The organism is Bacteroides sp. OM08-11, from assembly GCF_003438665.1.
GTDB classification, from domain to species: domain Bacteria; phylum Bacteroidota; class Bacteroidia; order Bacteroidales; family Bacteroidaceae; genus Bacteroides; species Bacteroides cutis.
This window is the reverse complement of the sequence record NZ_QSTJ01000002.1, coordinates 646,289-669,410: the sequence shown is the minus strand read 5'-3', so window position 1 is coordinate 669,410 and position 23,122 is coordinate 646,289. Positions and strand designations below refer to the sequence as shown.

General features: G+C 48.4%; 21 protein-coding genes and 2 pseudogenes. 4 read left to right on the top strand and 19 right to left on the bottom strand.

Features of this window, described 5'->3' with window-relative positions:
- The first annotated feature begins 250 nt into the window (after positions 1-250).
- Positions 251-1,540 (top strand): IS1380-like element IS612 family transposase, encoded by a 1,290-nt coding sequence (locus DXC10_RS06640; protein ID WP_053329121.1) that lies wholly within the window; start codon positions 251-253, stop codon positions 1,538-1,540.
- A gap of 170 nt (positions 1,541-1,710) precedes the next feature.
- Here the strand turns inward: DXC10_RS06640 and DXC10_RS16500 are convergent.
- The 19 genes and pseudogenes from DXC10_RS16500 to DXC10_RS06540 form a co-directional block, all read right to left on the bottom strand.
- Positions 1,711-2,079 (bottom strand): annotated as a pseudogene (locus DXC10_RS16500) (N-acetyltransferase); the annotation flags it as partial.
- 505 nt (positions 2,080-2,584) lie between these two features.
- Positions 2,585-3,793, bottom strand: coding sequence for a putative resistance-associated DNA invertase (locus DXC10_RS06625; RefSeq protein WP_005816149.1), 1,209 nt, complete (start codon positions 3,791-3,793; stop codon positions 2,585-2,587).
- Between the two features lie 88 nt (positions 3,794-3,881).
- Positions 3,882-4,379 (bottom strand): hypothetical protein, encoded by a 498-nt coding sequence (locus DXC10_RS06620; RefSeq protein WP_005816141.1) that lies wholly within the window; start codon positions 4,377-4,379, stop codon positions 3,882-3,884.
- 53 nt (positions 4,380-4,432) lie between these two features.
- Positions 4,433-6,622, bottom strand: a complete 2,190-nt coding sequence (locus tag DXC10_RS06615) for a type IV secretory system conjugative DNA transfer family protein (RefSeq protein ID WP_005816140.1) — start codon at positions 6,620-6,622, stop codon at positions 4,433-4,435.
- Positions 6,623-6,702: 80 nt separating this feature from the next.
- Positions 6,703-7,572, bottom strand: a complete 870-nt coding sequence (locus DXC10_RS06610; protein WP_225483410.1) for a fimbrillin family protein — start codon at positions 7,570-7,572, stop codon at positions 6,703-6,705.
- A gap of 105 nt (positions 7,573-7,677) precedes the next feature.
- Positions 7,678-8,331: a hypothetical protein gene (locus tag DXC10_RS06605; RefSeq protein ID WP_005816136.1), complete on the bottom strand. Its 654-nt coding sequence runs from the start codon at positions 8,329-8,331 to the stop codon at positions 7,678-7,680.
- Between the two features lie 8 nt (positions 8,332-8,339).
- Positions 8,340-8,885, bottom strand: a complete 546-nt coding sequence (locus DXC10_RS06600; protein WP_005816135.1) for a hypothetical protein — start codon at positions 8,883-8,885, stop codon at positions 8,340-8,342.
- Positions 8,885-9,730 carry a conjugative transposon protein TraN gene (gene traN, locus DXC10_RS06595; protein ID WP_005816133.1) on the bottom strand — a complete coding sequence of 282 codons (846 nt, stop codon included), beginning with the start codon at positions 9,728-9,730 and terminating at the stop codon, positions 8,885-8,887. Before traN ends, DXC10_RS06600 begins: the two co-directional genes overlap by 1 nt.
- A 69-nt stretch (positions 9,731-9,799) precedes the next feature.
- On the bottom strand, positions 9,800-10,942 hold the full coding sequence (gene traM / locus DXC10_RS06590) for a conjugative transposon protein TraM (RefSeq protein ID WP_005816128.1): 1,143 nt from the start codon (positions 10,940-10,942) through the stop codon (positions 9,800-9,802).
- Positions 10,926-11,345 (bottom strand): hypothetical protein, encoded by a 420-nt coding sequence (locus DXC10_RS06585; protein ID WP_005816127.1) that lies wholly within the window; start codon positions 11,343-11,345, stop codon positions 10,926-10,928. The genes traM and DXC10_RS06585 overlap by 17 nt, the downstream gene beginning before the upstream one ends.
- 12 nt (positions 11,346-11,357) lie before the next feature.
- Positions 11,358-11,972: a conjugative transposon protein TraK gene (gene traK, locus DXC10_RS06580; RefSeq protein ID WP_117710608.1), complete on the bottom strand. Its 615-nt coding sequence runs from the start codon at positions 11,970-11,972 to the stop codon at positions 11,358-11,360.
- Positions 11,973-11,975: 3 nt separating this feature from the next.
- Positions 11,976-12,377, bottom strand: coding sequence for a hypothetical protein (locus DXC10_RS06575; RefSeq protein WP_005816123.1), 402 nt, complete (start codon positions 12,375-12,377; stop codon positions 11,976-11,978).
- Positions 12,378-12,442: 65 nt separating this feature from the next.
- Positions 12,443-13,573: a hypothetical protein gene (locus DXC10_RS06570; RefSeq protein WP_117710609.1), complete on the bottom strand. Its 1,131-nt coding sequence runs from the start codon at positions 13,571-13,573 to the stop codon at positions 12,443-12,445.
- On the bottom strand, positions 13,573-13,974 hold the full coding sequence (locus tag DXC10_RS06565; protein WP_005816121.1) for a hypothetical protein: 402 nt from the start codon (positions 13,972-13,974) through the stop codon (positions 13,573-13,575). The genes DXC10_RS06570 and DXC10_RS06565 overlap by 1 nt, the downstream gene beginning before the upstream one ends.
- A gap of 15 nt (positions 13,975-13,989) precedes the next feature.
- A complete protein-coding gene (locus tag DXC10_RS06560) occupies positions 13,990-14,820 on the bottom strand; it encodes a phage antirepressor (RefSeq protein WP_005816120.1) in 831 nt (276 codons plus the stop codon).
- 43 nt (positions 14,821-14,863) lie between these two features.
- The gene (locus DXC10_RS06555) at positions 14,864-15,628 is read right to left on the bottom strand and encodes a DUF5045 domain-containing protein (protein WP_005816119.1); all 765 of its coding nucleotides are present in this window, start codon (positions 15,626-15,628) and stop codon (positions 14,864-14,866) included.
- A 27-nt stretch (positions 15,629-15,655) separates the two neighbouring features.
- A complete protein-coding gene (locus DXC10_RS06550) occupies positions 15,656-16,381 on the bottom strand; it encodes a hypothetical protein (protein ID WP_117710610.1) in 726 nt (241 codons plus the stop codon).
- A 14-nt stretch (positions 16,382-16,395) separates the two neighbouring features.
- Complete coding sequence (locus DXC10_RS06545; RefSeq protein WP_005816117.1) at positions 16,396-18,936, bottom strand: hypothetical protein; 2,541 nt, start codon at positions 18,934-18,936, stop codon at positions 16,396-16,398.
- Between the two features lie 220 nt (positions 18,937-19,156).
- Positions 19,157-20,509: pseudogene (locus tag DXC10_RS06540) on the bottom strand (TraG family conjugative transposon ATPase); the annotation flags it as partial.
- Between the two features lie 580 nt (positions 20,510-21,089).
- On the opposite strand from DXC10_RS06540, the gene DXC10_RS16305 reads away from it, so the two are divergent.
- From DXC10_RS16305 to DXC10_RS06530, 3 genes are all read left to right on the top strand, one after another.
- On the top strand, positions 21,090-21,257 hold the full coding sequence (locus tag DXC10_RS16305) for a hypothetical protein (protein WP_153877556.1): 168 nt from the start codon (positions 21,090-21,092) through the stop codon (positions 21,255-21,257).
- 2 nt (positions 21,258-21,259) lie between these two features.
- Entirely contained in the window at positions 21,260-21,700 is a 441-nt protein-coding gene (locus DXC10_RS06535) for a retropepsin-like aspartic protease (RefSeq protein ID WP_048316574.1), read from the top strand.
- Positions 21,701-22,415: 715 nt separating this feature from the next.
- Entirely contained in the window at positions 22,416-23,096 is a 681-nt protein-coding gene (locus DXC10_RS06530; protein WP_049129570.1) for a UpxY family transcription antiterminator, read from the top strand.
- The last annotated feature ends 26 nt before the right edge of the window (positions 23,097-23,122 follow it).

The following is a 23,122-nucleotide window of genomic DNA, read 5'->3' as shown; positions in this document are numbered from 1 at the left end:
GAACTACAGGATTACTAACTCGTATTAATATGTATATTATTACTGCCGCATAATGATTACAAAATTACACAAAAAAAATATATCTAACAAAAGTTGGAGGATTTTTTAACTTTCCTTAATTCCGCAACACTATAATTTAACTTTATTTATAAGTTCCTGAGCAACAAAAAGTTGCCCAGGATTTTGCCATGTCAGAATTTTCACTTATCTTAGTGTTGCAAAAAGAAAACAAGCAAAACTCTAATATGACATGGCAAAAATACAAATTAAATCTGAGAAACTCACACCTTTTGGAGGATTTTTTTCAATCATGGAGAAATTTGACTCCATGCTTTCACCCGTTATCGACTCAACACTGGGTCAGAGATGCAGCAGTATCTTCGGATATCAGTTCAGCGAGATAGTCCGTTCGCTGATGAGCGTTTATTTCTGTGGCGGCTCATGCGTGGAAGATGTAACGTCACAACTGATGCGCCATCTCTCGTATCATCCTACCCTTCGTACATGCAGCTCTGATACCATCCTCAGAGCCATCAAGGAACTGACACAGGAAAACATCTCCTATACTTCCGACCAAGGCAAGACCTATGATTTCAATACTGCAGACAAACTCAACACATTGCTTATAAACGCTTTGGTTTCTACAGGCGAGTTGAAGGAAATTGAGGAATACGATGTTGACTTTGACCATCAGTTCCTTGAAACGGAGAAGTATGATGCAAAACCGACCTACAAAAAGTTCCTCGGCTACAGGCCTGGCGTATATGTTATCGGTGACAAGATAGTCTATATCGAGAACAGCGATGGTAACACGAATGTGCGTTTTCATCAGGCAGACACCCATAAGAGATTCTTCGCTCTTCTGGAATCCCAGAACATCCGTGTAAATCGCTTCAGGGCAGACTGCGGTTCCTGCTCGAAGGAAATCGTCAGTGAGATAGAGAAGCATTGCAAACATTTCTACATCCGTGCCAACCGATGCAGTTCGCTCTACAATGACATCTTTGCTCTGAGAGGATGGAAGACGGAGGAGATTAACGGCATCCAGTTCGAACTCAATTCCATTCTCGTTGAGAAATGGGAAGGCAAGTGCTATCGTCTTGTCATCCAGAGACAAAGACGCAACAGTGGCGACCTTGACCTGTGGGAAGGCGAATACACTTACCGTTGTATTCTGACCAACGATTACAAGTCATCGACAAGGGACATTGTTGAATTCTACAATCTGCGTGGCGGCAAGGAACGTATCTTTGACGACATGAACAACGGATTCGGTTGGAGCAGGCTCCCCAAGTCATTCATGGCGGAGAATACTGTCTTTCTTCTGCTTACTGCATTGATACACAATTTCTACAAGACCATCATGAGCAGGCTTGACACCAAGGCTTTTGGGCTCAAGAAAACGAGTCGCATAAAGGCTTTTGTCTTCAGATTCATCTCCGTACCTGCCAAGTGGATCATGACAGCAAGGCAATACGTGCTGAATATCTATACTGAAAACCGCGCTTATGCAAAACCCTTCAAAACAGAATTCGGATAAGAATCCTTTCTTTCCGGTTAGAATCTGCGTATTACCTCAAGTCGCATCGTGGGGTAAGGGGATGGTGGCTACATATTGATGTTGTGCTGTTGCTTTTTACTGAAAGCTGCTACTAACGATTCATAAATCTACCCTTAATCGTGTATTGAATGATAGTTGCGGATTTTAGGGTCATCTTTTTTCAGACTCACCGCATAGCGCAGCATGTCTTTCGGGGAATACTGCATATATGCCCATGCCGCCTCTCTGGAACAAAGGCGGTCTCCGGCAAAGCAATTCACACGCGGATGGGAAAGATACTCCAACAACCCTTCGGCATCCTTCTGTTTGAAATTTCGAATGATAATTCGTTCGGTTTCGATATATATTTCCTTGAAAAAGACTTTCTTGCCCTTGACAGTGCGAAGGACTTTCTGCTTGGGTATGAAATACTCTAAGCCATACGTTTCATTAGAGAGCCGATCTTCGGCAGTATTCTCGTTCTTGTAGGCCCGCATGACATACCACAGTATCTTATCCTTGTCCAATACATTCACCATACTGTTTTGACATGTGTTTTTCGAGAAAAGAACGTACTCATGGTTCATCCCGATATGCGTATCGGTCTGTATATCAGCAACTTTCTATGTGTTTCAACTACAATAGTCATCTATTCTCATCTTTCTGAGTCCACCCCCTGCAAAGCCCCTCTTTACGACATAAAAATTCGGTCGGAAAAGGTATGCAAAAGATGTTTCTCTCTTTAAGAGAAATATCGTTTTGCTAAACAGTTGATATTGAGGTATCATTTTATCGTAAAAGACATATTTGCTCAACAATTGCTTGACGGAAATCAACAAATTTTAGCATTTTTGTAAAAAAGTCGCTATATAATTTGGTGAATTGGAGTTATTTTCATATTTTTGCATCCCGAAGAGTTTCTCTTAAAGAGAGAAACACCTTTTTGCTCAACAATCCCCGACTTTTTTATTATAGTTGCGGTATCACACCGCAATACAATAGTTATAAATATTGAAATAAAGGTGCAGTGAGACGCTGCACCTCCTAAAGAGAATTGATGATGAGATTGTTGGCGTTGTCAACGACAGAGGTGTCCAATGAGGAGAGGTATATCTGTGTGGTTTTCTCGGAGTCATGCCCCAATGCCTCGCTGATAGTAGATACGGGCACGTTCTTGCTCTTGGCTATGCTTGCCCAGGAGTGGCGGGCTACGTAGGTGGTCAGGGGTACGGACAGGCCTATCATTTCTCCGATTTTCTTCAACTGCTTGGTGATACGGCTATAGGCATTCTTGTACTGTCTCCAGAATATGGCTCCCTCTCCTTTTGCTATAGGGAGCAGGTAGGGAGAATCATCTGTTTTGTACTTCGCCACTATCTCCTGCATGGCAGGTTCCCATTTGATGTGCAACTGTTGTGAGGTCTTCTGACGGCGGTAAATGAGCGTACTGCCATGCAGATTGCTTGGTGTAAGTTGTGCCATATCGATGAACGACATCCCACGGGTATAGAAACTGAACAGGAACATATCCCTTGCAAGCTCCAAACGGGGGTTCAGACTCAAGTCCAGCTCTTTCAGTTGCTTGATGATTTCCAAGGGGAGTGCCCGCTTGACGGTCTTGTCGATGCCGGTATATACATGCTTGAACGGTGAGGAAGAGATGACCAGTCCGTCATCTACGGCATGATTGTAGATGGTGCGCAGGTTGCGGATGTAGAAAGAGGTGGTGTTGCGGCACAGTCCGCTGTCTTTCAGCCACTGTTCATAGCCTTGTATCGTTGTCCCATCGACTTCCTCCAATGGCACATCGCCTCCTTTCAGGTAACGCTGGAGGCTGTTGAGGGTGGTTTTGTACCTTGCTACCATCCGCTTCTTGCCGATGCGTCTCAGTTTTTCGTTCAACTCCAGCGTATAGCCGATAATGCCATGTAATTCTTTTCCCTCATGGAAGTTGTCAACGACGGTGTCTGCTGTATATGACTGCCCTTCCTTGTCCAACCGTGCAATGACCAACAGCAGTTTCTTCCTGTCAGCATCCAATGTATCTTTCAAGGAAAGAAGATAGGCTTGACGTTGTGGAGTGACGGAAGTTGGCAAAATGATGTTTGAATGGTCCGCATCCCACTCTGAGGAATAGATTCTGTACTCTGTATGGATCTGACGTGCCACACGATTGTGTATCACCTGATAATACAGGCGACCCTCTTTCTCTTGAACAGATGATGTTCTGAACTTTAATTTGATGGATGCCATAATGCTCTGACTTTAACATTGAAATTGCAATTATTACCTTTATATATAATATAAGTGACAGACAAACAGGTATAGGAGGGATGGTGCCTCACCGCTCGGCATACAACAGCTGATATTCCACCCACCTCCGTTTCCTAATGGATGCCACTGCTTTTCCCCTCCATTTGCAATAGCTCAGATAGAGTGGCAGGATGTCCCTGTCGCCACGTTCCAATCGGGTGAGCAGGGACGCTTTCGGGTATCGTCCATTGCCTAACAACTTGGCTGGTCCAATCTGGTACGAGAGGGTGGCAAGCAGATAAGCATCCCTGCCATAACGGGCATATAGGCGCAGGTGCCGGAGGAGGTCTGTCCGTAACAGCAAATCTGCACGCTGACGTGTCAGTGTTTTCGGGAAACGCTCTCCCTTCTGTAGCTGGTGACCATAGCCCACATAGCCCGGTGTGGTCTTTGGGTCGTGCCAACCCTCGAAGTGTTTGGTAATGGCTACCATCCGTTCAAACAGTGCCCTGTCAATGGTTTGGCTTTGACAGGGCACGCTACAGATGGCCAACATGCTCAATAGTACGATGATGTATCTTCTCATTACATTATTTTATATAGGAGGTGCGATGTCTCACCGCACTCTAATCAATATCACTACATCATAGTGCGGAACTGCTGAATCTCTTTAATCATGGCTTTCACGTCCTCCCCAACCTGAACGAAGTTCTTGTAGAGGATGCGCTCTCGCTCTTCTTTCGACTTGAACTTATAGAACTTAGGGAGAGGGACATACTCCGATTCCTCCTTCTTTATTTCCGTCATATCGAAGTCGGTCTTGCAGTAGAACTTGGATGTCTTGAACTCCTCGCTCTCCTGGATGTTCATGCTTCCGTTCATCCCGGTCTTGGTGACTACGAAGTCACGGGCGGTCTGTCCACATATCCAACCTGTGGGCATATCGGAGATTTTGCTTGCAGGCACCAGGCTGTCCATATTCTCATTGAGGTTGATGGAGGTCTTGTCACGGTCGATGGTCACGCCCTTTTTGAGTTGCACTACTTTACCGAAGATGTCACTCGACAGCCATTCGAGGGTTTCCTTGGCTCTTGCCGAACCGCTCACCACATTGCCCACGGTGGTGATGATTTTCTGCATACCCACCTTGCCATAATCGGCTTCCAACTGCGGAAGTTCCTGAAAGCCAAGTGCCACGCTCACCTTGTTGCTTCGGGCTGTGCCTATCAGTCGGTCTATCTTGTGGAAATACAAGGTCGGCAACTCATCGACGATGATGCTGACAGGAACGTTCTTGCCCTGTCCTGTATTCACCCTCGTTACAAGGCGGTTGAGAATCAAGGCATTCAGTGCACCGATGATGCTCTCCATCTCGGGGTCGTTGGCAATGAGCAGATAACTTGGATTCTTCGGGTCACTGACCTTCAGGTCGAAGTCATCGCCGTCCTTGTGGAATATCCAGTAAGATTCCTTGGTGGCGAGACGGGAGGTATAGACACGTAGCGTGCCAATCATACCTTCCAACTGCTCCATGGCTTTGTTGGCAAAGGCAGTCTGGAACGGGCCAAGCAAGGGGGCTACCTCGTTGTCGGTCTGAAGTACCTCGAAGATGGTCTGATAACTCTCATTGAGGAACGATAGGATATGTGGCATGTCGCTGTACTTGCCCAACCAATAAGCGGGCTGCACCTCCGCGCCCGAATGGTCGAACACCCGTCCTGTGGGTATCAGCCTTTTCGTCTTTGGGTCTTCACGCCGCTCGGCAATCAGCATCTTTCCGTCCTTGTCGTAGGGCTCCTTGCCGTAGTTGCAGAAGAAATAGATGCAGGCGGCAAGGAAGTTGACGGCAGAGGTCTGGAAGAACTGGTCGCTGCCACCGCCGCCTTCCTTCTTGCCTTTTTGCAGGGATTCAAGCAGGGTCTCGGCGGTCTCGCTCGCTGCGGCAAGGTTGTTGATGTACTTCAACTGGATGGGGTTCACACGGCGCGAATACTCCACATCCACAAAGTTGATGATGTTGAACTTCATGCCATGGGGCATCTTGCTGTCCTTGGCATTCTTGTTCTTCAAGTAATGATAGTAGAGTTTGGTGGCGAGAGTGGGAAACTTATAGTCGTACACCACCATGGCAAAGCCCTTCTCGCTGTGCTGCCTGATAAACGGCTCGATGATGGAGAAGGTCTTACCAGAACCAGGAGTACCCACAACCCATGTGCCACGGAACGGATTGACGATGTTCACCCATCCCTTGCGGAACTTGCCCTTGTAATAATAGCGCATAGGGATGTTCACGCTGTACTTGTTCTCCTGCAACTCCCTGCATTGCTCAAAGCTCTCATTCTCGAAGTTGAAGCGGTCTTTCAGCAGCCCTTCCTTCAGGAACTTAGAGATATTGTCGAGGGCGATATGCACCAATACGACACCGACGATGGAAGTGAGCATATAGAGCCAAGTGTTCAAACGGAGGGTATAGAAACAGGGCATTATCGAATGACCGAACAGCCATACGGACTGCACAATCAGCAGCACTCCCGACAGCAGCGGATAGAGCACCTGCCTGCGAGCGTCAAACTCCAGATGCTTCTTGTTGCGCGTTCCCACACAGGTGATACATATCAGCAGGAACGTAGCCACCTTGCTATACACGAGGTTGCCGTCATGGTAAATCATCCACCGCTTGATGCGAGTGTGGATATCCGTCACTACGCCGCCCAAGAAGTCCAACTGCTCCGGCTCCAGTGCGTAGGCGAAGAACTCCATCAGGATGGAGACATAAATCACCGCCCTGAATATCTTGTAAAAACCCTGTAACTCTTTGCTTTCTTCCATTTACTTTACGATGATGTTGGGTGATAATGAGAAAAGATGAAGGATGCCACGGTGGACACCCTCCAATCCTCTTATGAGTTTTATTCGTAGCCGTTGATGGTCTTCTCAGACTCTACTGTCCACGGAGAAATAGTTGCAGATATGACCTCCAAGGTGTTGCGTACAGGCTTCAATGAATAGCTGTAGGAATGACCCGCTTTCCACGTGTCGTTTGTGAGGAATACGAAGTTCTCCCCATTGCTGAGTTGCAATGTCATGTCTGGCATAACCTGTGCAGGAACATAAAGCGTATATTCCATGTGGTCACTTTGTGGGTCGCCGAAATAATAGGTCGTCACCGACTCGTCACTGCATTCTACCTTTCCGGTCTTGATGTTGAAAGTACCGCTGTCAAAATAACCGACGAACGTGAGTAGGCTTCCTGCAAAATCATTGGTGGTGAAACCGTATTCTGGTGAGGTATAGACCTTGATGATGACACGCACCATCTGATGGGTGAAGTTCAATGTAAGGCTCGGATTGGCGTATGATGCCGCTCCACTGGCAAACAGAAAATCATTGACCTTCTGCTCACTCTGTACAGCTGCCTCCGGCACTTGGAACTCTATGAGGTCGTTGGTAGGATTTGCCGTATAGGGATAGTAGGCATTGAAGGTGTGAGTGTCTGTGTCCGTGAAAAACACCTTGTTGGCTGACACAAACTGATTCGTGCCGCCGCTTCGGGTGAACTTCATATTGTTGATCATCCCTGTGGAAGAGATGCCAATCATATCATTGAGTTCCCACTGGTTGTCAACGGCTCGTGTGGAAACGGCAGGTTGCAGCATCTCCAGATTGGTGAATACCTGAAGCTGCTTGGTTGATGTGCTGTCGGTCACGACCACAGAACCTCCGCCACCGGGCAGGTAAATCTCATTGACGATGTCTTGGTCACAGGACGTGAGGAGCATGGCTCCAAGTCCCAACATTAGAAACAAATTCTTTTTCATGCTTTTTCTTTTTTAATTGTTGTACTTTGATGATGATACGGGTGATACTCGATGTCTGTATATGGGCTAATCCATAATCGTGATGATGGGTCTCGCCTTATGCGGCTGCCACTTGGGAGTCTCCTGTATGGCACCGCTTCCCAGTGAGTAAAGCCATGCCTTGGCGGTCGCTTGTCCTTCTACCTCCGTTGAAGTCCAATACCAACAGTCATCATCCTCATCGGGGATAGGTGTGCCGCCGCATTTCAGGATGTATGGGTTGATGATGTCCTTGGCATGATAGAGCAGACGCATCTGTGCCACACTGGGGATATAGGCACTTTGCCCGTAACGCCACATGTCGAAGACACGCTCAGCCAAAGGCGACTTCACATCGGTCGTGCCATAAAGGGCAAAAGTGTTCTTGTTGCCGTCGTAGGCGGTGAGGTCACAGGATGTGTCCTGTTCCACACCGATACTGTCAGCAAAGGCTTCGGGAGCGATGTCCCACAGATAGACGGCATATCCGTTTCCCTCCATTTCTTCCCTCTGATTGACGTTGAACACCACTGCAATGGCTTGCTTGCACGATTGCTCGTAGGTTTCGTAGGGCATCACCTTGCCGTCAGTGGTCAAGATATGGGTGACCTTCATGGCTGTGTCGGGAAAGTCCTGATGCTCGTCACAGGCAGTCAGCAACACCGTTGCCGCAACTGCCAAGATTGAAAACAGTTTCTTCATACGCATAGTCATTTTACAGGAAGTTTCACACCCAGGACAATACCCGTTCTGAACAGGTCTTCACCCTTGATCATCACATCGGTCTTCACCTGCCAGAAGAGCTTCCAGCCGTGTCTGAGTGTATAGTTTTGCTCATAGCCGAGGTGGATGCCACCCAAGAACCTGTCAGTATCGCTACCTGCCGATGCTCCTATGCGCATGTTGCCATGGTGGTTGCGTCCTCTTGCCACACAGGGCTTATAGGCAAAGCCGAAACCATAACTGCGGTAGTTGTTCCAAAAACTCTCAGGACAGACATGACCGCACGATGCGCACTCGTTCCACTTGATATATCCGTTTGCAAAATACTCCCACGCATTGTGGTACTTCGTCTCATACTCGTAGGACAGCGTCACGTCCAGTCCTCGCTCATACAGGCATCCGAACCCCAAGGATATGCGGTCGCTATTCTGCTGCGCCATTGCCGGAGTCATGCTTGCCATAAAACAGATGACAACGAGTAAGGTATGCACAAGCCAATTCCTCACTCCTAATTCCTCATTCCTAATTCTCATTATTCCTCCTCCAACAGTATATGGTTAAACGAATCGGCAGACAGCACATCCTCATAGTCGATGCTGAGCGAGATGGTGCGTCCACTTATCTGTTTTTCCGACAGCTCGATGGTCAGCACCTTGTCGTTGGGGAAGGTCATCTTCTTCACCACAATCACGTTGCGATAGCCATACTTGAAGGTCTTCGCATCGTCCAACACAAGAGATGGGGTCAGTTCCACTATCTGCGCATTGGTAGCCTTGCTCTGCTTCTTGTCCGATAGTTTGATGCGCATCTCGTCGATGTCGAAGCGGATGTTGGTCTTGTTCTCCACGGAGAAGTCGATGAAGAAATATTCGCCCACGCTGTAGATGTTGTTCAGGCGCATTACCATGCGGTGCATCTTCGTCGCCACGTTGCGGTATTTGGCAGACGATGACCATATCTGACGTGCATACTTGGTCATGTCGGCAGTGGACAGGCTTACAGCGGGATTGTTGTAGGCATTGCGCTCCGAGCATTCTATTTCCTTATCGGTTACTGCCTCCTGCATCCTCGTGGTATAGAGCAGTGCATACTGCGTGCGGTAGCGTTCCGTCACGATTGTCACTATCGCCAACACCTCACCGTCGGCATACACGTTGTCCTTCGGCTTCAGGCGGATGGTGTTGTTGATGGGTTGGTCGCCCACCACCTTGTCTGTGGATATATCGACAAAGCGGATGGGTTCGGAGGCGGTGATGACGGTGGTCACTTGGTCGTTGACCGTCAGCTGCTCCATCTCCATGTAGGTGGTCTGCGCCTTGGCTGAAAGCACGCTCAGCGAAAGCAATGCACAGACATTCATTTTCTGAAAACAATTCATATTAGTTGATTTTTTGATGTTTATACTCTATGAGCCACCGTTCCCGACAATTCCGTTGTCGGGCAGTGTCTATTTCCTTTTCTCTTTCCCATTTACAAGGTAAACAAACGTCCCATACTTCAGCTTCACTTTGTTCTTCTTGATAGCCTTGCTGATGGCATTGCTTGTCTTCTGGTAGGCATTGGTCACGGCTTGCATTCCCCATTGCGAGAAACTGTTGTTCGCTCCACTCTGGTCGATGTTCATGTTGCTCTGCATAGCACCGCTCGCCACATCTTTCGTGGTCTCACGGAACTGGCTGCCGGGGACATACAGTCCCTCCAGTCCGTCCGTGTCATAAAGCGAAAGCGAAACCTTTATCAGCTCGTCATCCACAAGGATGGAGTTGATGCTACCCTTCACTCGCTGCGAACCGAAACCGCTCATGGTGGCATAGAGGTACGACCCTTTCTTCACCACGGTCTCACCAATCTCAATATCGTCCAACAGTCTCAGCCGCACCCTCGACCCGTCCGTAGCCTTCACGTCCTCGTCAATGATGGCCTTGATGAGCTTTGGCTCATGCTCGTTCTGCGTCAGGGTGTTGAAATAGTCCGAAGTCACCTTCACCTTCTTCACCACCTCCTGTGCCTTGTCCTCCTCGTCCAGTGCCTTCACCGCCTTGCTGTCCTCGGCAATCTGACCTTTCACCTCAATCTGCTCCTTGGGAGGCCCAGCCTGTGTGGTATCCTGGGCCACGGGGGCAACTGCCGCCTGTCCTCTCAGCCTCGCTTCGGCGAGTGCCTTGTTGAGTGCTTCGAGTGCTTCCGCTTCTCGCGCCTTGGCATCGGCCACTTCGGCTGCATCGTCCTTCTCTTCTGCCTGACGGACGAGTTCCGCAAGGTCTTCTTCTGTGTACTTGGATTCATACGCTTCTTTCTCTTCTTCGTTGTCACGCTCAATGTTATCAACAGCCGAATAGTCTGCTATGCGACCATACGACTTCGCCATGTTCTCATACTTGCCACCGATGCCGTCACCATTCTTAATCTGCGCTCCGGGCAGGTTGGGGTTCAGAAACTCGGTGGTCTGCAGGTTCTTGTCCTGCGTTTCCGCCACCTCCGTATTGAACATGTCAAAGACAAAATAGCCTGTGGCAATCAACGGGATGTACACGATGGCTGGCAGCATGTACTTCGGCTGACGGAAGTTTATCTTATCTGTTATTCTCATCGCTGTCTGATTTTGATGTTACTGACTTGTCTCGATTCTCCTCGTTGGTTCGATGCGTCACGGGAGGAGTGATGCAATGGGCTGCATTCATCATCTGCTTCATGCGCCCTTCCTGCCGCTCGATGGCACTTGCAGCCTCCGTCCGATGACCGTAATACCGCACCATCCTGTAGATGTTGATGCCGAAGCACGTGGCGACAAAGCCGAAGACGATGACGAGAAACAGCGTCTTGTGGGCATTGGCAAAGCCTTGCACCTTAGCCGCCGCACGGTCTATCCTCGCGGTCTTGGCAAACTTGCGCCCTGCCGCCACCTCCTTCTCATACCGCTTCTTGTACTTGGGGTCGTTCTTGTCGGGCATATCCTCGCCCACAAGCATCCGTCTGATTCCTTTTACACTCATACCGCTAGGATATTAGAAGTTTGACTTCGACTTCTGCTCAATATCCTTGTTGAGCAAGGTTCTCCAGTTCGTGATGAGCAGTCCATGAGGATTGTTCTCCGTCCTCGGCACGCGCTTCACCTGTCCCGCCGTCACCAATTCACGCATCAGAATATTGCTCCTTCGCTCTATCCTTTGCCTACCGTAGTAGGTGAACTCCATCTTCTCCTTGTTGAACTTGATGCTGTCGCAAAAGATGCTGAACACGGCACTCGTACCCATGATATTGTTGTAAAAGCCCTTTTCCTTCAGCGTATTGTACTGCGCCAAACCAGTTTCATCGACCAAATACATCGCCTTCTCCATCGAATAGCGGATGTACTTGTCATCGGGAGCAAGCGTAAAGAAGTAATGGTGGAACATCTCGATATGGCTCTTTGCCTCCACATCCAGCGTTTCCTCCATCGTGGTGCGGTTCACCAGTATGGGCACGTTGCCGTCCAATACATACACCTTTTGCTGCGCGTCCGTCACCATGCAGCGCGCCGTCCAGATGCTCGACACCGAGATGATGATGCAGCCCATGAGGAACGCAGAGCAGATGATGCCCACCAGCATGATTTTGTTTTCTAAGTTCTTGATTACCATACGTTACTGCTTGTTTGAGGTCTGATTTCTCTTCATTCTCACATATTCACGGTGCAGGATGGTGTATATGTCCTTCTCAACTTCTTCCACCAGTTTGGCGTAATACTTGATGCAAGCCTCTACGTAGATGCCTTCGTATTTCAGTTGGATCCACACCCACCAGATGTCACGTTCACGTCTCCGTCGATTTCTGTAGATTTTGGCACGATGCAAGCGATAACTCAGGTAATCTACCATAGGCACTACATACTCGTCGTTATCCTCAAAGCCTTCTGCCATCTCCTCATACTGTGGGTCGATGTAGTTGTTTTCGGAATTGAAAAACTCTTCCTTTGCACGCTTGTTGGCAAACGCCATGAATTTCTCATCTTTGAGCCAACGCTCAATTTCATTTTTTGCTTTCATTTTTCTTGATGGTTACTTTTATTTGTTTCAATAGGAGGTGCGGTGACTCACCGCACACTCACATGTTATCTCATCACGGTCGCCATGGTTCCCGTAGCCGTCATCTTGGCTTGTTGTGCCACGCCCTCGCCGAAGTTTCGGGTTGAGAAGGCGGTGTCGCCCTCTGGTATCATCCATGCCGCAAGGTCGGGCACGAGGTTCAGGCATTTCAACGCCACGATGCTCGCTGCCATCAGATAGCCTGCCGAGAAGAACGAGTTTTGCAGATAGGCTGCCATCGTCTGCTCACTGGCGGTGATGGCCGTCAGGTTCTCTACCTGTATGCAGAGCACAATATCAAACAGCAACAGGACGTAGAAACCGACGAAGTAGAGCATGGCTCCGTAGAAATGAACTGTCAAATAACGGGTTAGCCACTTCGCCCACGCTCCTTCCCACTTGGGCAGCAACGAAAATGCCCATTGTATTGGACCGAATATAGTGAGCATTCCGAGCAATATCTGCTGACAGTATATCGTCGCCCACCAACCGATGCGGAACACGATCAGGGCTATCAGCATCACTATCTTGTCGATGCCCACCACGGCCCCTGCCGTCAGTGAGGTGAACCACAGTTTGCTGGCATCCTTCTCCATGTTGGTCACTTCGTCCACGCCCGTCTGCTCCATCGTCGCCTCTATCAGGTTGGGGTCTGATGTGCCCTTATGCGCCACGTCTGCCTGTGCCTGGAGGTCAGTGTACATCGAGTCCCTGACATATACAAACTGCTGCACCTCCTCAAACTTGTCGGAAATTTGGGTCGCCTCTGCCTCATAGAGGTCGTGGGTGTAACTGCCGATGCAATTGGGAATATAGGATAGAAAATCCAATACGCACCAGCTGCTGCCGCTGTTGGTCATGCCTGTGTCAGCAGGTGGGTACCACCAACAGAGGATGATGCTCACCACCAAGGGCTTGAACAGTTTCATCACGTCCAACGGTTCGTTCTTCACCATCATCTTGTAGGCCATGCTTGCCGCCACGATGATAGAGAACAGTGCCGCCAATGCCATACACATTTGGAGGATCCACCAGAACGGCCCTTGTGAGCCTGTGAAGGTGGCATCGGTCAGGAACTCGTTGGTCTGGAATATCACATCGTCAATCTCCTCTTCGAGGATGTTGATGCCGAAATCGCTGAGTATGTTGTCTGCCATCAGTGCCTGGTTCTATTGTTGATAATCTCTTTGATAAACTCTATGCCTTTCGGTGTCCATGACAGATAGAAGTGGTAGAAGCAGCGCATCCTGCCTGTGACATATACCGCAATGCCCTTGTCCTGAAGGTCTTCACGCAGTTTCCACATTCCATATTCCTTGGTGATGATGCCTTCCTCTTTGAGGGTCTTCACAATCTTGCCGTAGTAACTTCCGACATATTTGTGAAGCTTTGACATTGAAACTACCTCTAAATCAGATGGCATATAATGCTCATCAACGATGGGTGTCCTGCCGATAACGCTGATTCGCTTCGGCATCCTTGACATCTCCAACTGCCACTTGCCGTTTTTCCTCTTGGCGGCATAGAGACGTAACTGTATTTTTGATATTGATTCCATAGCTATTTCTTTATTTTATGTTCTTTCGATAACAGGAATGACTCCCACGCTCTTCAGTTTCTCATAGAGGAAGCGGCGACCTTTCTGTGTCCATTTGGTGTTCATGCGCACATCCTCCGTACCGTCCTTGTGTTTAATGAGGTAGGTCTCGCTGGTCACATAACCGCAGTCCTTGTAGTCGGCATACAGAATCCACTGCTTGCCACGCTGATACTGGATGTTCATCTCCTTCAGACGTCGGTTGAAGCGGATGGACGACTCGCCATAGTCCTGTGCTATCTGTGTGACCAGGACACTGCTCTTCGTGGCAAGGATGATGTCAAGGTAACTCACCTTGTCCTTCATCTCCGTCACCTCCTGTTGCAGGTCATCCACCTTGGATCCCAACTCAACGATGCGTGTCCTTTGGTGTTCACACTCCTGTTCGACAAGCAGACGCTTTTGTCGTTCTTCCTTCAGATTGACTGCTAACCGTATCAGGAAGTCTGGCTCTGCCAATGCCTTCTCGATGGTCTGCTGTGTCATATAGGCACCATGCTTGCGGATAGAGGGGAGCACCTCCGATGTCACCCACTTGCGGAAACGTTTGGCTTCGGGTTTGCGACTGTCAAGGATGACATCATACAGTCCGTCTTCATTGATAAAGTTTGTAACCTGTTCTCTTCCAAGACTATCCGAGATGGGGTACTTTGAAAGTACATCATCCGAAAGTCGTTGTACCAACTTGCTGGTTTTTAGTCCAAGAACTCTTGCCACATCAGCCAAACAGAACAAGGGTTGCTCTGGTGTTCCTGTGGTTCGGACTGCTCCAAATTCCTCGTTGTTGAAAATCTGAATATCGTTCATATCTCTATGCTGTTTTGTGATTATTTCTTCTCTTCCCTTATTTCTATCTGTTCACACTTTCTTCACCCTCACCGCTGTTGGCATCATCGCCGTCAGTGCCTGTCGAGCTCCTCACGCCCTTCATGTTTTCCTGCCAACGGCTCTTGGCATCGCTGATGATGCTGCCTTTATGTACTACACGGTCGTTGGTGGCTGCCAAGAGGGCGGTAGTCTGGCTTTGGGTGTTGAGCTGCACAAGGTATTTCAGTAGTGTCTCGTTCTGTGTCGTCAGGTCGGCATAGATGCTAAGATACTGCCGCTTTCTCTGTGCATTGGGCATATAGGCATCCTTGGTGGCTTTCACGGCACACTGGTACATATTGTACAGTTCCTCCCACCGACGCTTGTCGTTGATGGTGCCTCCTGTAGGGATGATATGGTCTATGTTCGCCTTCATCTTGTCCAACTGACCGTTGATCTTGCTGCTTTCGGCAAGCCAGGCGAGGTCTATCTGTCGGTCGGCTACGTTCAAGGCTTCCACCTCAGCACGCTTGGTGAGGGCAGAGTCTATCTTCTCCGCATCATCTACTTGGTTGTAGAGGTTGATGCCGGCAAGAGTGCGGAAACCTAACTTGTTCTTCTCTGCCGCTGTCTTCTTATAGTTGTTATGTAACAGCCAATAATAGAACTCAGGGGTGAGAGAACCGCCACCTGTCTCCATCACCGTTATCTGGTTCTGCTTGGAGGAGTCGTGGTTGTAGGTCACGCTCTGGGCTGTGGCTTTGATGGTGGTTGCTACCGCCATGATGAGTATCATTGTCTTCTTCATGTCCGTTCTTCTTTTGTTTACAATCCGTCAATAGTCAAGTTTTCCTGCCACTTTCCATCGGCTGAAGGCATCTTCCAGTATCTCTTCCTTCGTCCTCGTCCGATACACCTTCTCCTTCCAATAGCCCATGCGCAGCTGCACATACCGCCATGTCTGGAAGTAGGCTTGGTTCAGATGTTTTTCTATCAGGTCCAACGAATTGTTGATATTGTCCAACACCATCAGCAGGTCGGAAGTTGAACAGGCTGCCGCTCCTGTGGCATACAACACGAGGTCGTTGACGCTATGGTAGAGTTGGCTTCCTTCGTTGTATATGTTGTCGATGGCTTTCTTGTTGATGCTGATGAGCATCGTGTCAGTCAGTTCGATGTGTTTCCGCTTGATGACCTTATCATTGAAGTCCTCCAACAGGTTCTTGTAGTCACTGATGCGGTCGCTCACCGTCTGGTAGGTGCTCTTCACGTTCAGCACCGTGCGCAACGACTGGTACATCACATCGATGATGTCGAAGGCCCGGGTGTATTTGTCCAAATCCACATTCAGTTCCTTGTATTTGCCCACCTCTTCACTGCTGTATTCATGCAGCAGTTGATTGCTGTACTCCAAAGTGCTGCGTGCCAGCAAGAGGCTGCGCTGCTTCTTGTGGTCGTTGATGTATGCTTCCACCGATACCGCATCGAATCCCCATTGCGCCAAGGCTGTATTGGGGAAGAGGGTAATCAGCAGGAGAGCTATGATGATGGTATGTCTCATTCTCCGTTCCTCCCTCAGTTTTCGTTCTCGTTATCTTCACCATTCCCTCTGTTAGGGTCTGCATTCTCTCTCCATCGCTCGTAGCACTCTTCAATGAGTGTCCTTCTGCGACCTTGGTCTGCGTCGATTGAAGGAAGAATGTCCTTCAGCACGTCAATGATGCTGCGCTTGTAGTGCATCATTTTTTCTAATGATACCAAGTCGGCGTAAATCTTGGTGATACGGCTATCTACTTCACGGGCTATCTCCAGACGGTCGCTCGACCAGAGCAGGTGTATTACATCGTCATTGTCGGCGGTCTGGGTTGCCTCGCTCTTGGCATATTCTGTGGTGATGCTGCACGACGGGAACTCCTGGGCTATCTCCGAGATACGGCTGTTCACCTGCCTCGTCTTCTCCTCGTCAGAGGCATTCGGGTCAAGGGTCAGCACATCCACCACCTGTGTGTCGGTGTATTCCGAGGTCAGCTCCCACGATATTTGCAGTATCGCACGGTGTATCTTGATGCCAAGGAAGTACTTGGGCTTCCTTGCAATGGACAGTGTCGCCTTGAAGGTGATAATGCCGTTGATGTTGGGCATGGTGGCAGTTCGGACGTAGGTGTAGCCGTTCCACGAACCGGCACCTTGCCACGTGAGATTGTAGGCTGACTTCACATCCTGCATGATGGCAGGGATGCGGTAGTAGTCATCGGTGGAGGTGGCATTGTCGTTAGCCGCCTCGCTCTTGGCATTCTGTATGTCTGCCAACTGCTGCTGCCATGTCGCCAATTCCTTCTTCAGGTTGTCTATCTTCGTCTTGTTGACATTATGTTGCTGCCGCAAGGCAGGGGCTTCCTCCACAGAGGCATTGGCTATCTGCGTGAGCAGGTTCCTGTTCTCTGTCTCCAACTGGCTTATCTGCGCCTCCAACAGGGCTATCTTGCTATTCGCCTCACGTTCCTTCTCGTCCAGTTCCGATAGGTCGAGATTATTTTCTGATACGCTTGTCCTCATGGCGCATTCCTTGCTGTGGGCATTGAGCGAACCGCCGCACTCACGGCACTTGTACTGCGTGCTGCCCTGTCCGAGGGTGACACCGTCCGAACAGGTGACGCTGATGGTCACGCTCTCCACGCCCTTCAGTTTGGCGGCATCGGTGGCTTGATAGTAACGGCGTGCGTCACTGCCGATGTAATAGACATAGCCCTCCTCGTTGTCGTTATACTCCGAGAGACGTGCCTGCAACTGACGCTTGAAGGTATTCAAGTCCATGCTGTAGGAGTCGAAGACATCCTCATACACCTCTTCCACGTTGTTCCAGCTCTTGGTAACGTGTATCTCGTAGGCGTAGGCCTTCTTGGTCTGCTTGCCGCCACGGCTGATGATGTACGACGACATCCAATAGTTCATCGTATAGGTGAAGCCGTCGCTCTGGGCGTTGAGCTGCTGCACACGGCTGCGGCTCCATCCGGCATGGTTCTCCGAGTTGGCCAGTATCTGCTCTCGCTGCGTGCTGTTAGGGTAGAAGTTGGGGTCGGAGGTGTTGATACGATACCAATGGTCACCGTTCAGAATACTGTTGTCATCGGTCGGCGGATAGTAGTCACAGAGGCTTACGCTGCCTTGGTCTCGTCGGGCAATGTACCAACGCTGTGTATAGTAGTTGCCCTGCGTCTCGCTCAGATAGTCTGTCATCCACGAGGTGATGTTGTAGTTGGAGAGGTCGAAGAGGGCTGCCACGTTGTCCTCGCCACCCACCAGACTAAGGAGTGTGCTGCCGATGCCGTTCTCTGCCTGTTCATAGAGGTCATGGTAGTTGTCATAGATGTCGATGATTTTACTCACCTTGCCATTGAAAAGGTCGTTGAAGGCACTCTGCTGCAAGAGTGCGCCTGATGCCCCGTTGATACCTGCCGTCGCCAACGATGCTCCCATATTGTAAAGCGTCTCGATGTCGGCGGTGAGGTTCTCCACGGTGAAGTTGCCGGGCACACTGGCGATGTCATCCAACAGCTGCTGCCAATCTACATTGCCTATCTCCGAGAGTTTGAGGATGGCGGCTATCTCTTGGTTGATTTCCAAGAACTGAATGTCGGCAAAGGTCAAGCTACTGTTGGTCACGACACTCTCAAACTGCATACACAGCGACTTTGTGTCGGCGCATATCTTCATCAGGTAACTGCCCCAGTAGAGGGCGGTCTGCGGACTTTTCAGCATCATTCCTGCCACCGTCCATATCTTGGGCATAATCTTGTTCGCCACCATATTGTGGATGCGGCGGTAATAGTAGTTCTCCGTGCTACTGCTCCAAATGCCGAGGTCGGTGAATGCCTTGCGCTCCAAGAACTTGGCAGCGAAGATGCCGGCAGTGGCAACCTCTGCGGCATTGTAGTGCTTCAAGATTTCGCCCACCTGCTCGTTATAATAGCTCTCTGCCATAGCTCCAGCACCGAATGCGGCAGCCATGGCGGCAACGATCTGCTTGTCGTAGTTCACGCTGTAATACTGCGCATGAACCCTTCCCACGACAAGTGTAAGACACATATATATTATAATAAGGTATAAACGTCTCATTGCTTCACTACTTTACGTTTTTACTACTTTCAGTTTCTACTATTCCACTACTTTACTACTTGTAGTATTTACTATTGGTAGTATTCACTACTAATCGTATTTACTACTAATCGTAAATACTACCCAGCCACCGTTCCCGAAAGTTTTGCTTTCGGGCATCTGGGCTTTACGTCTATTCCGGGATTTCCGTTTCCATCAATCAGCCCCCGTGCTCGCCGTGTCAGCGGCGAGTGGCTCCATCGTCCGTCAAATTGAGCACATGCCCCGCCTCATTGACCTTCTGCGCAAATGCCAACGACTTCCCGATGCCACTGGCATCCCAATCTCTGCAATACCGCTCGATAGCCTCCTGATGTCTGCACTTCAGTTCATGCTTATAGAGTTTCAATGCCTCCTTCTCAGCTCGCTCGGTGGTGTAGGTCATATAGCACTCGTGCGGCTCCTCCACACCATACACTCCGCTCGTCGATCCACGTCGGATAAACACCTCACGGAAGAAACTTCTTCCCTCCTTGTTATCCAAGCGGTTGACAGTGAATATCTTCTTGCAATCCACATCCGTCAATCCTAATATCGCCTTGATCTCGTCGAATCGCTCACGAAATTTGCTTTGGTCGAGCAGCATCACCACGTCGGAGTTGTTGATGATGGCTTCCTTCACGATGGGACTGCCGATGATGTCCTGTATCTCCTGTGTCACTACGCCCACGCTCGCCCAGAACTTTCGGGCTGTCTTGTATAGGTACTTGATGTACTCGGCCATCAGCGGCGAGGCGATGGCTTTCCATGCCTCCTCGATGACAAGGCACTTGCGGTTCTTCTTCAGGCGCATCTTCTGCAGGAACACGTCCATGATGATGAGCGTCACGATGGGGAAGAGCTGCTTGTTCTCCTTGATGGCATCCACCTCGAAGACGATGAAGGTCTCGTCGAACAAGGTGCTATCCACGTTCTCGTTGAGAATCTTGTCGTACTTGCCGCCACGGTAGAAGTTTTGGAGCATATAGGCGAAGTTGTCGCAGTCGATGGTGGTGATGTTGTTCTCGATGCAGATCTGGTCGAGACGCTCACAGGCGAACTCATAGAATGAGTCGAAGGAGAGGGTCTTCACGCTCAATGCCATGCGCCGTTCCTCCAGTCCCTTGATGAGTTTCTCCACCTTGTCGTGTATCTGCGTCAGCTCCGTGCCGCGCCGCTTCTCCATGGTGGAGAGGTTTTTTCTCAGTGTCTCCTTCTGTGAGGAAGGATAGGGCTGCACACCGTTGAAATAGAAATCGTAATACTCCGTCACCAACTGCTCCACGACACGGAACTCCAGTTCGGGTATCTGCGTCTCCGAGCCTTTCCATATCAGCAGTATCAGGTTCTTCAGGAAGTCTATCTTCTCAATGTTCAGCTCCCGCTTGCTGATGTTGAAGGGGTTCATGGTGATGGGCTTGTCCTCCGTATAGGCGATGTACTTGCCGCCCACATACTCGCAGAGTCCCTCATACGAGTTACCCGTATCGACCATGACGATGTCGGTGTTCTGCTCCCACAACTGACGCACCACGCTGTTCATGTGGAAGCCTTTATATATAGCATAACATACTGAGCCACAACACTTTCATAAAAACAATAAAATCTAAACGGTACAAATATTGAACAAGGGAAAAATAGTCATTCAAAGCACTCACCAAAGAGAAAAAACTATGACAGGGGCAAAAAGTAGATTTAAGATTATTTATGAAAATATTTTGGACGATTTTGACTGATTGCTATCCAAAGAGCGCATTTTTGGTAAAAAGTACCATTCTCATTATCCATAAAGAGTGAGACAGTCGAAAAAGAAAAAGAGGGGTATGAGTGCCTTGCAGGAGGACTGCAAAAAGGGTCAAAAGTGGGTGTCTTGTACCTTGGTTGTATTTCAGTCGGCATATATGGCTGATATACAATGCAGGTTAATAATTCGGCGGCAATAGAATAGCGTTTGAAAGACGTATTCATTGTTTAGTAGTTTTCCTGATAAAATGTTAAATTTAGGGTAGTTAGATTAGTTTTTCTTCCAATTGTTTGGTTTTTTGGAATTGAATGCCTACCTTTGCATTGACAAATCCCGCTCGCTTCCCATAAGAACAGCGTACCCAGCGGGACATTTTTTAAATTGTAGGTATATGAAAGTTATAAAGAACAAGACAATAGATTTTGCAACCGCAGTTCAGGCTCCCGTCATTAACGGAAATAGAGCTGCACGGACAGGTTATGTCCGTTTGGTTCGCCTTATCACTGACGAGCCTGTTCCTCAACAAACTTCATATACGGGAAAAATTGAGTTGAGGTAGGAATGGCTGTATATACAAAAGAATACGAATCCCAGCCAGAGGCTATTCTTACAAACGTCATTATCTGTCCAGCCGTAGATTTGTCGGCAAACGTGGCTGTTCCTGTTCATTGCCAAGTTGAAAATGTATTGTGGGACACAGGAGCGACCAATACATTGATTTCACAGGAAGTTGTAAATGCTTTAGGGTTACAACCGAAGAACAAGGCTCTTATTTCGAGTGCAGGAGGTGATGTCGAATCCTGGACTTACCTTGTTCATGTTATCCTTCCAACAGGAACAGCAGAGTTGAATGTTCAGGCTCTGCTTAACGACAATTCAGACTATGATGTGGTGATTGGCATGGATATTATAAATTCATGCGACTTCTGCTATACAAACAAAGACGGCAAAAGTACATTCTCCTTATGTCATCCAGCAAAGGAGAAAATCATTCTGAAATAAACCAGCCATAGGCTTTCTTTCAAGAAAGACATGTGCGACAACAATAATGATAGATGTGACATTCGCATCTGTCTTTTGCTTTTTACGCCAATAAGAGGCCATTTCCTTACACAAAATATACGAGATTTGAGCAAGAATTTAGTTAATTATGGTTAAATTTAAGGTTTATACATACTTTTCCATAACAAAATGAGGTTGTATTGAGATTTTCTTTGTACTTTTGCAGCGGACTATTATCGCCATGTTTATAGCCATTGAGGTTAGACGTGTTCTTTCGTGATGGCATACAAGGCAGCCTACGCCGTGCTGAGTATGGCGGAGTCATAATGACAAAGCGGTACAAAGCGGGCATTGGGTGGGAAAGATAGTCCAGACATAATGAAGGCGTTTACTAACGCTCTGTTTAAGACAGTCTGTAATCTAGCAAATTAACAGTTATCATAGTCTTGAGCAAAGCCAACGGTAGATGTCCCGGGTGTGATAATATCGCTCCTGCGGAGACCTGTAAGCACGGATTGTACCTTTTCGGGCACAACAATTGTTTATTATGGTCTCCTAATGGAAATGATTATTCATATCGGCGTGGGCTCTGACGTTGTCTGTTCAACTATGATAGGCAATTGCTAGAGCCTCAGACTGTGGAATAGACAACAGACGTTTCCACGCTCTTTTTATGTCTATATTGCTATTAACGAGCAACGACATATAAGCCGATATGAACGCATTGCTTAATGCGCATACCAAACGAGGTTGCGATTCACCTCCTCACATTGGATTTGCCTCCAATGTCTCCCCCGAAGCCCAAAGCTCACAAACAGGGGTGTCCTCGGAATATGTCCAGCAGGAAGGTTACAACTGGTTTGTTCTTCGTGCTACTTATAACAGGGTAAATGCAGCCGTAGAGAAAGCAAAGAAGAATGATATTAAGACATACGTGCCGATGCACTATGTACTAAAAGTGATTGCTGGGAAGAAGAAGCGAATACAACAGCCTCTTCTTCCCAACTTTCTTTTTATATACGCCACAAGGGAACAATCAGACAGTTTTGTGAAAAAGACAGTTGATGCCCCAATCTCTTTTATAAAATATTATTTGGATAAGACGCTTCCTCCAGAGGCAAACGGTAAAAATCCTCCGCTTATTATACCATACAATGCAATGATAAATTTTATCAAAGCAACAAGTACTGATAGTGAGCATGTACGCATTGTTACAGCGGAACAGTGTCACTATAAAAGTGGAGATAAAGTACGAGTAATAGCTGGTGACTTCAAGGGAGTGGTTGGAAAAGTTGCCAGAATAGCAGGACAACAAAGAATTGTTGTTGAGATCTCGGGATTGTGCCTTGTCGCTACTGCGTATATTCCTACTGATTTTATTGAGATTGTCAAATAATGCCGAAAGGCATATTGTTTAATTTA

Bases quoted from the DNA above. Each gene is read 5' to 3' on its own strand.
- DXC10_RS06550 (WP_117710610.1), bottom strand. From the start codon at position 16,381: ATGAGACATACCATCATCATAGCTCTCCTGCTGATTACCCTCTTCCCC.
- DXC10_RS06565 (WP_005816121.1), bottom strand. From the start codon at position 13,974: ATGGAATCAATATCAAAAATACAGTTACGTCTCTATGCCGCCAAGAGG.
- DXC10_RS06535 (WP_048316574.1), top strand. From the start codon at position 21,260: ATGGCTGTATATACAAAAGAATACGAATCCCAGCCAGAGGCTATTCTT.
- DXC10_RS06625 (WP_005816149.1), bottom strand. From the start codon at position 3,793: ATGGCATCCATCAAATTAAAGTTCAGAACATCATCTGTTCAAGAGAAA.
- DXC10_RS06585 (WP_005816127.1), bottom strand. From the start codon at position 11,345: ATGAGTGTAAAAGGAATCAGACGGATGCTTGTGGGCGAGGATATGCCC.
- DXC10_RS06620 (WP_005816141.1), bottom strand. From the start codon at position 4,379: ATGAGAAGATACATCATCGTACTATTGAGCATGTTGGCCATCTGTAGC.
- DXC10_RS06545 (WP_005816117.1), bottom strand. From the start codon at position 18,936: ATGAGACGTTTATACCTTATTATAATATATATGTGTCTTACACTTGTC.
- DXC10_RS06560 (WP_005816120.1), bottom strand. From the start codon at position 14,820: ATGAACGATATTCAGATTTTCAACAACGAGGAATTTGGAGCAGTCCGA.
- traM (WP_005816128.1), bottom strand. From the start codon at position 10,942: ATGAGAATAACAGATAAGATAAACTTCCGTCAGCCGAAGTACATGCTG.
- DXC10_RS06555 (WP_005816119.1), bottom strand. From the start codon at position 15,628: ATGAAGAAGACAATGATACTCATCATGGCGGTAGCAACCACCATCAAA.
- DXC10_RS06615 (WP_005816140.1), bottom strand. From the start codon at position 6,622: ATGGAAGAAAGCAAAGAGTTACAGGGTTTTTACAAGATATTCAGGGCG.
- DXC10_RS06610 (WP_225483410.1), bottom strand. From the start codon at position 7,572: ATGCTCCTCACGTCCTGTGACCAAGACATCGTCAATGAGATTTACCTG.
- DXC10_RS06600 (WP_005816135.1), bottom strand. From the start codon at position 8,885: ATGAGAATTAGGAATGAGGAATTAGGAGTGAGGAATTGGCTTGTGCAT.
- DXC10_RS16305 (WP_153877556.1), top strand. From the start codon at position 21,090: ATGAAAGTTATAAAGAACAAGACAATAGATTTTGCAACCGCAGTTCAG.
- traK (WP_117710608.1), bottom strand. From the start codon at position 11,972: ATGGTAATCAAGAACTTAGAAAACAAAATCATGCTGGTGGGCATCATC.
- DXC10_RS06640 (WP_053329121.1), top strand. From the start codon at position 251: ATGGCAAAAATACAAATTAAATCTGAGAAACTCACACCTTTTGGAGGA.
- DXC10_RS06570 (WP_117710609.1), bottom strand. From the start codon at position 13,573: ATGGCAGACAACATACTCAGCGATTTCGGCATCAACATCCTCGAAGAG.
- DXC10_RS06575 (WP_005816123.1), bottom strand. From the start codon at position 12,377: ATGAAAGCAAAAAATGAAATTGAGCGTTGGCTCAAAGATGAGAAATTC.
- traN (WP_005816133.1), bottom strand. From the start codon at position 9,730: ATGAATTGTTTTCAGAAAATGAATGTCTGTGCATTGCTTTCGCTGAGC.
- DXC10_RS06530 (WP_049129570.1), top strand. From the start codon at position 22,416: ATGAACGCATTGCTTAATGCGCATACCAAACGAGGTTGCGATTCACCT.
- DXC10_RS06605 (WP_005816136.1), bottom strand. From the start codon at position 8,331: ATGAAGAAACTGTTTTCAATCTTGGCAGTTGCGGCAACGGTGTTGCTG.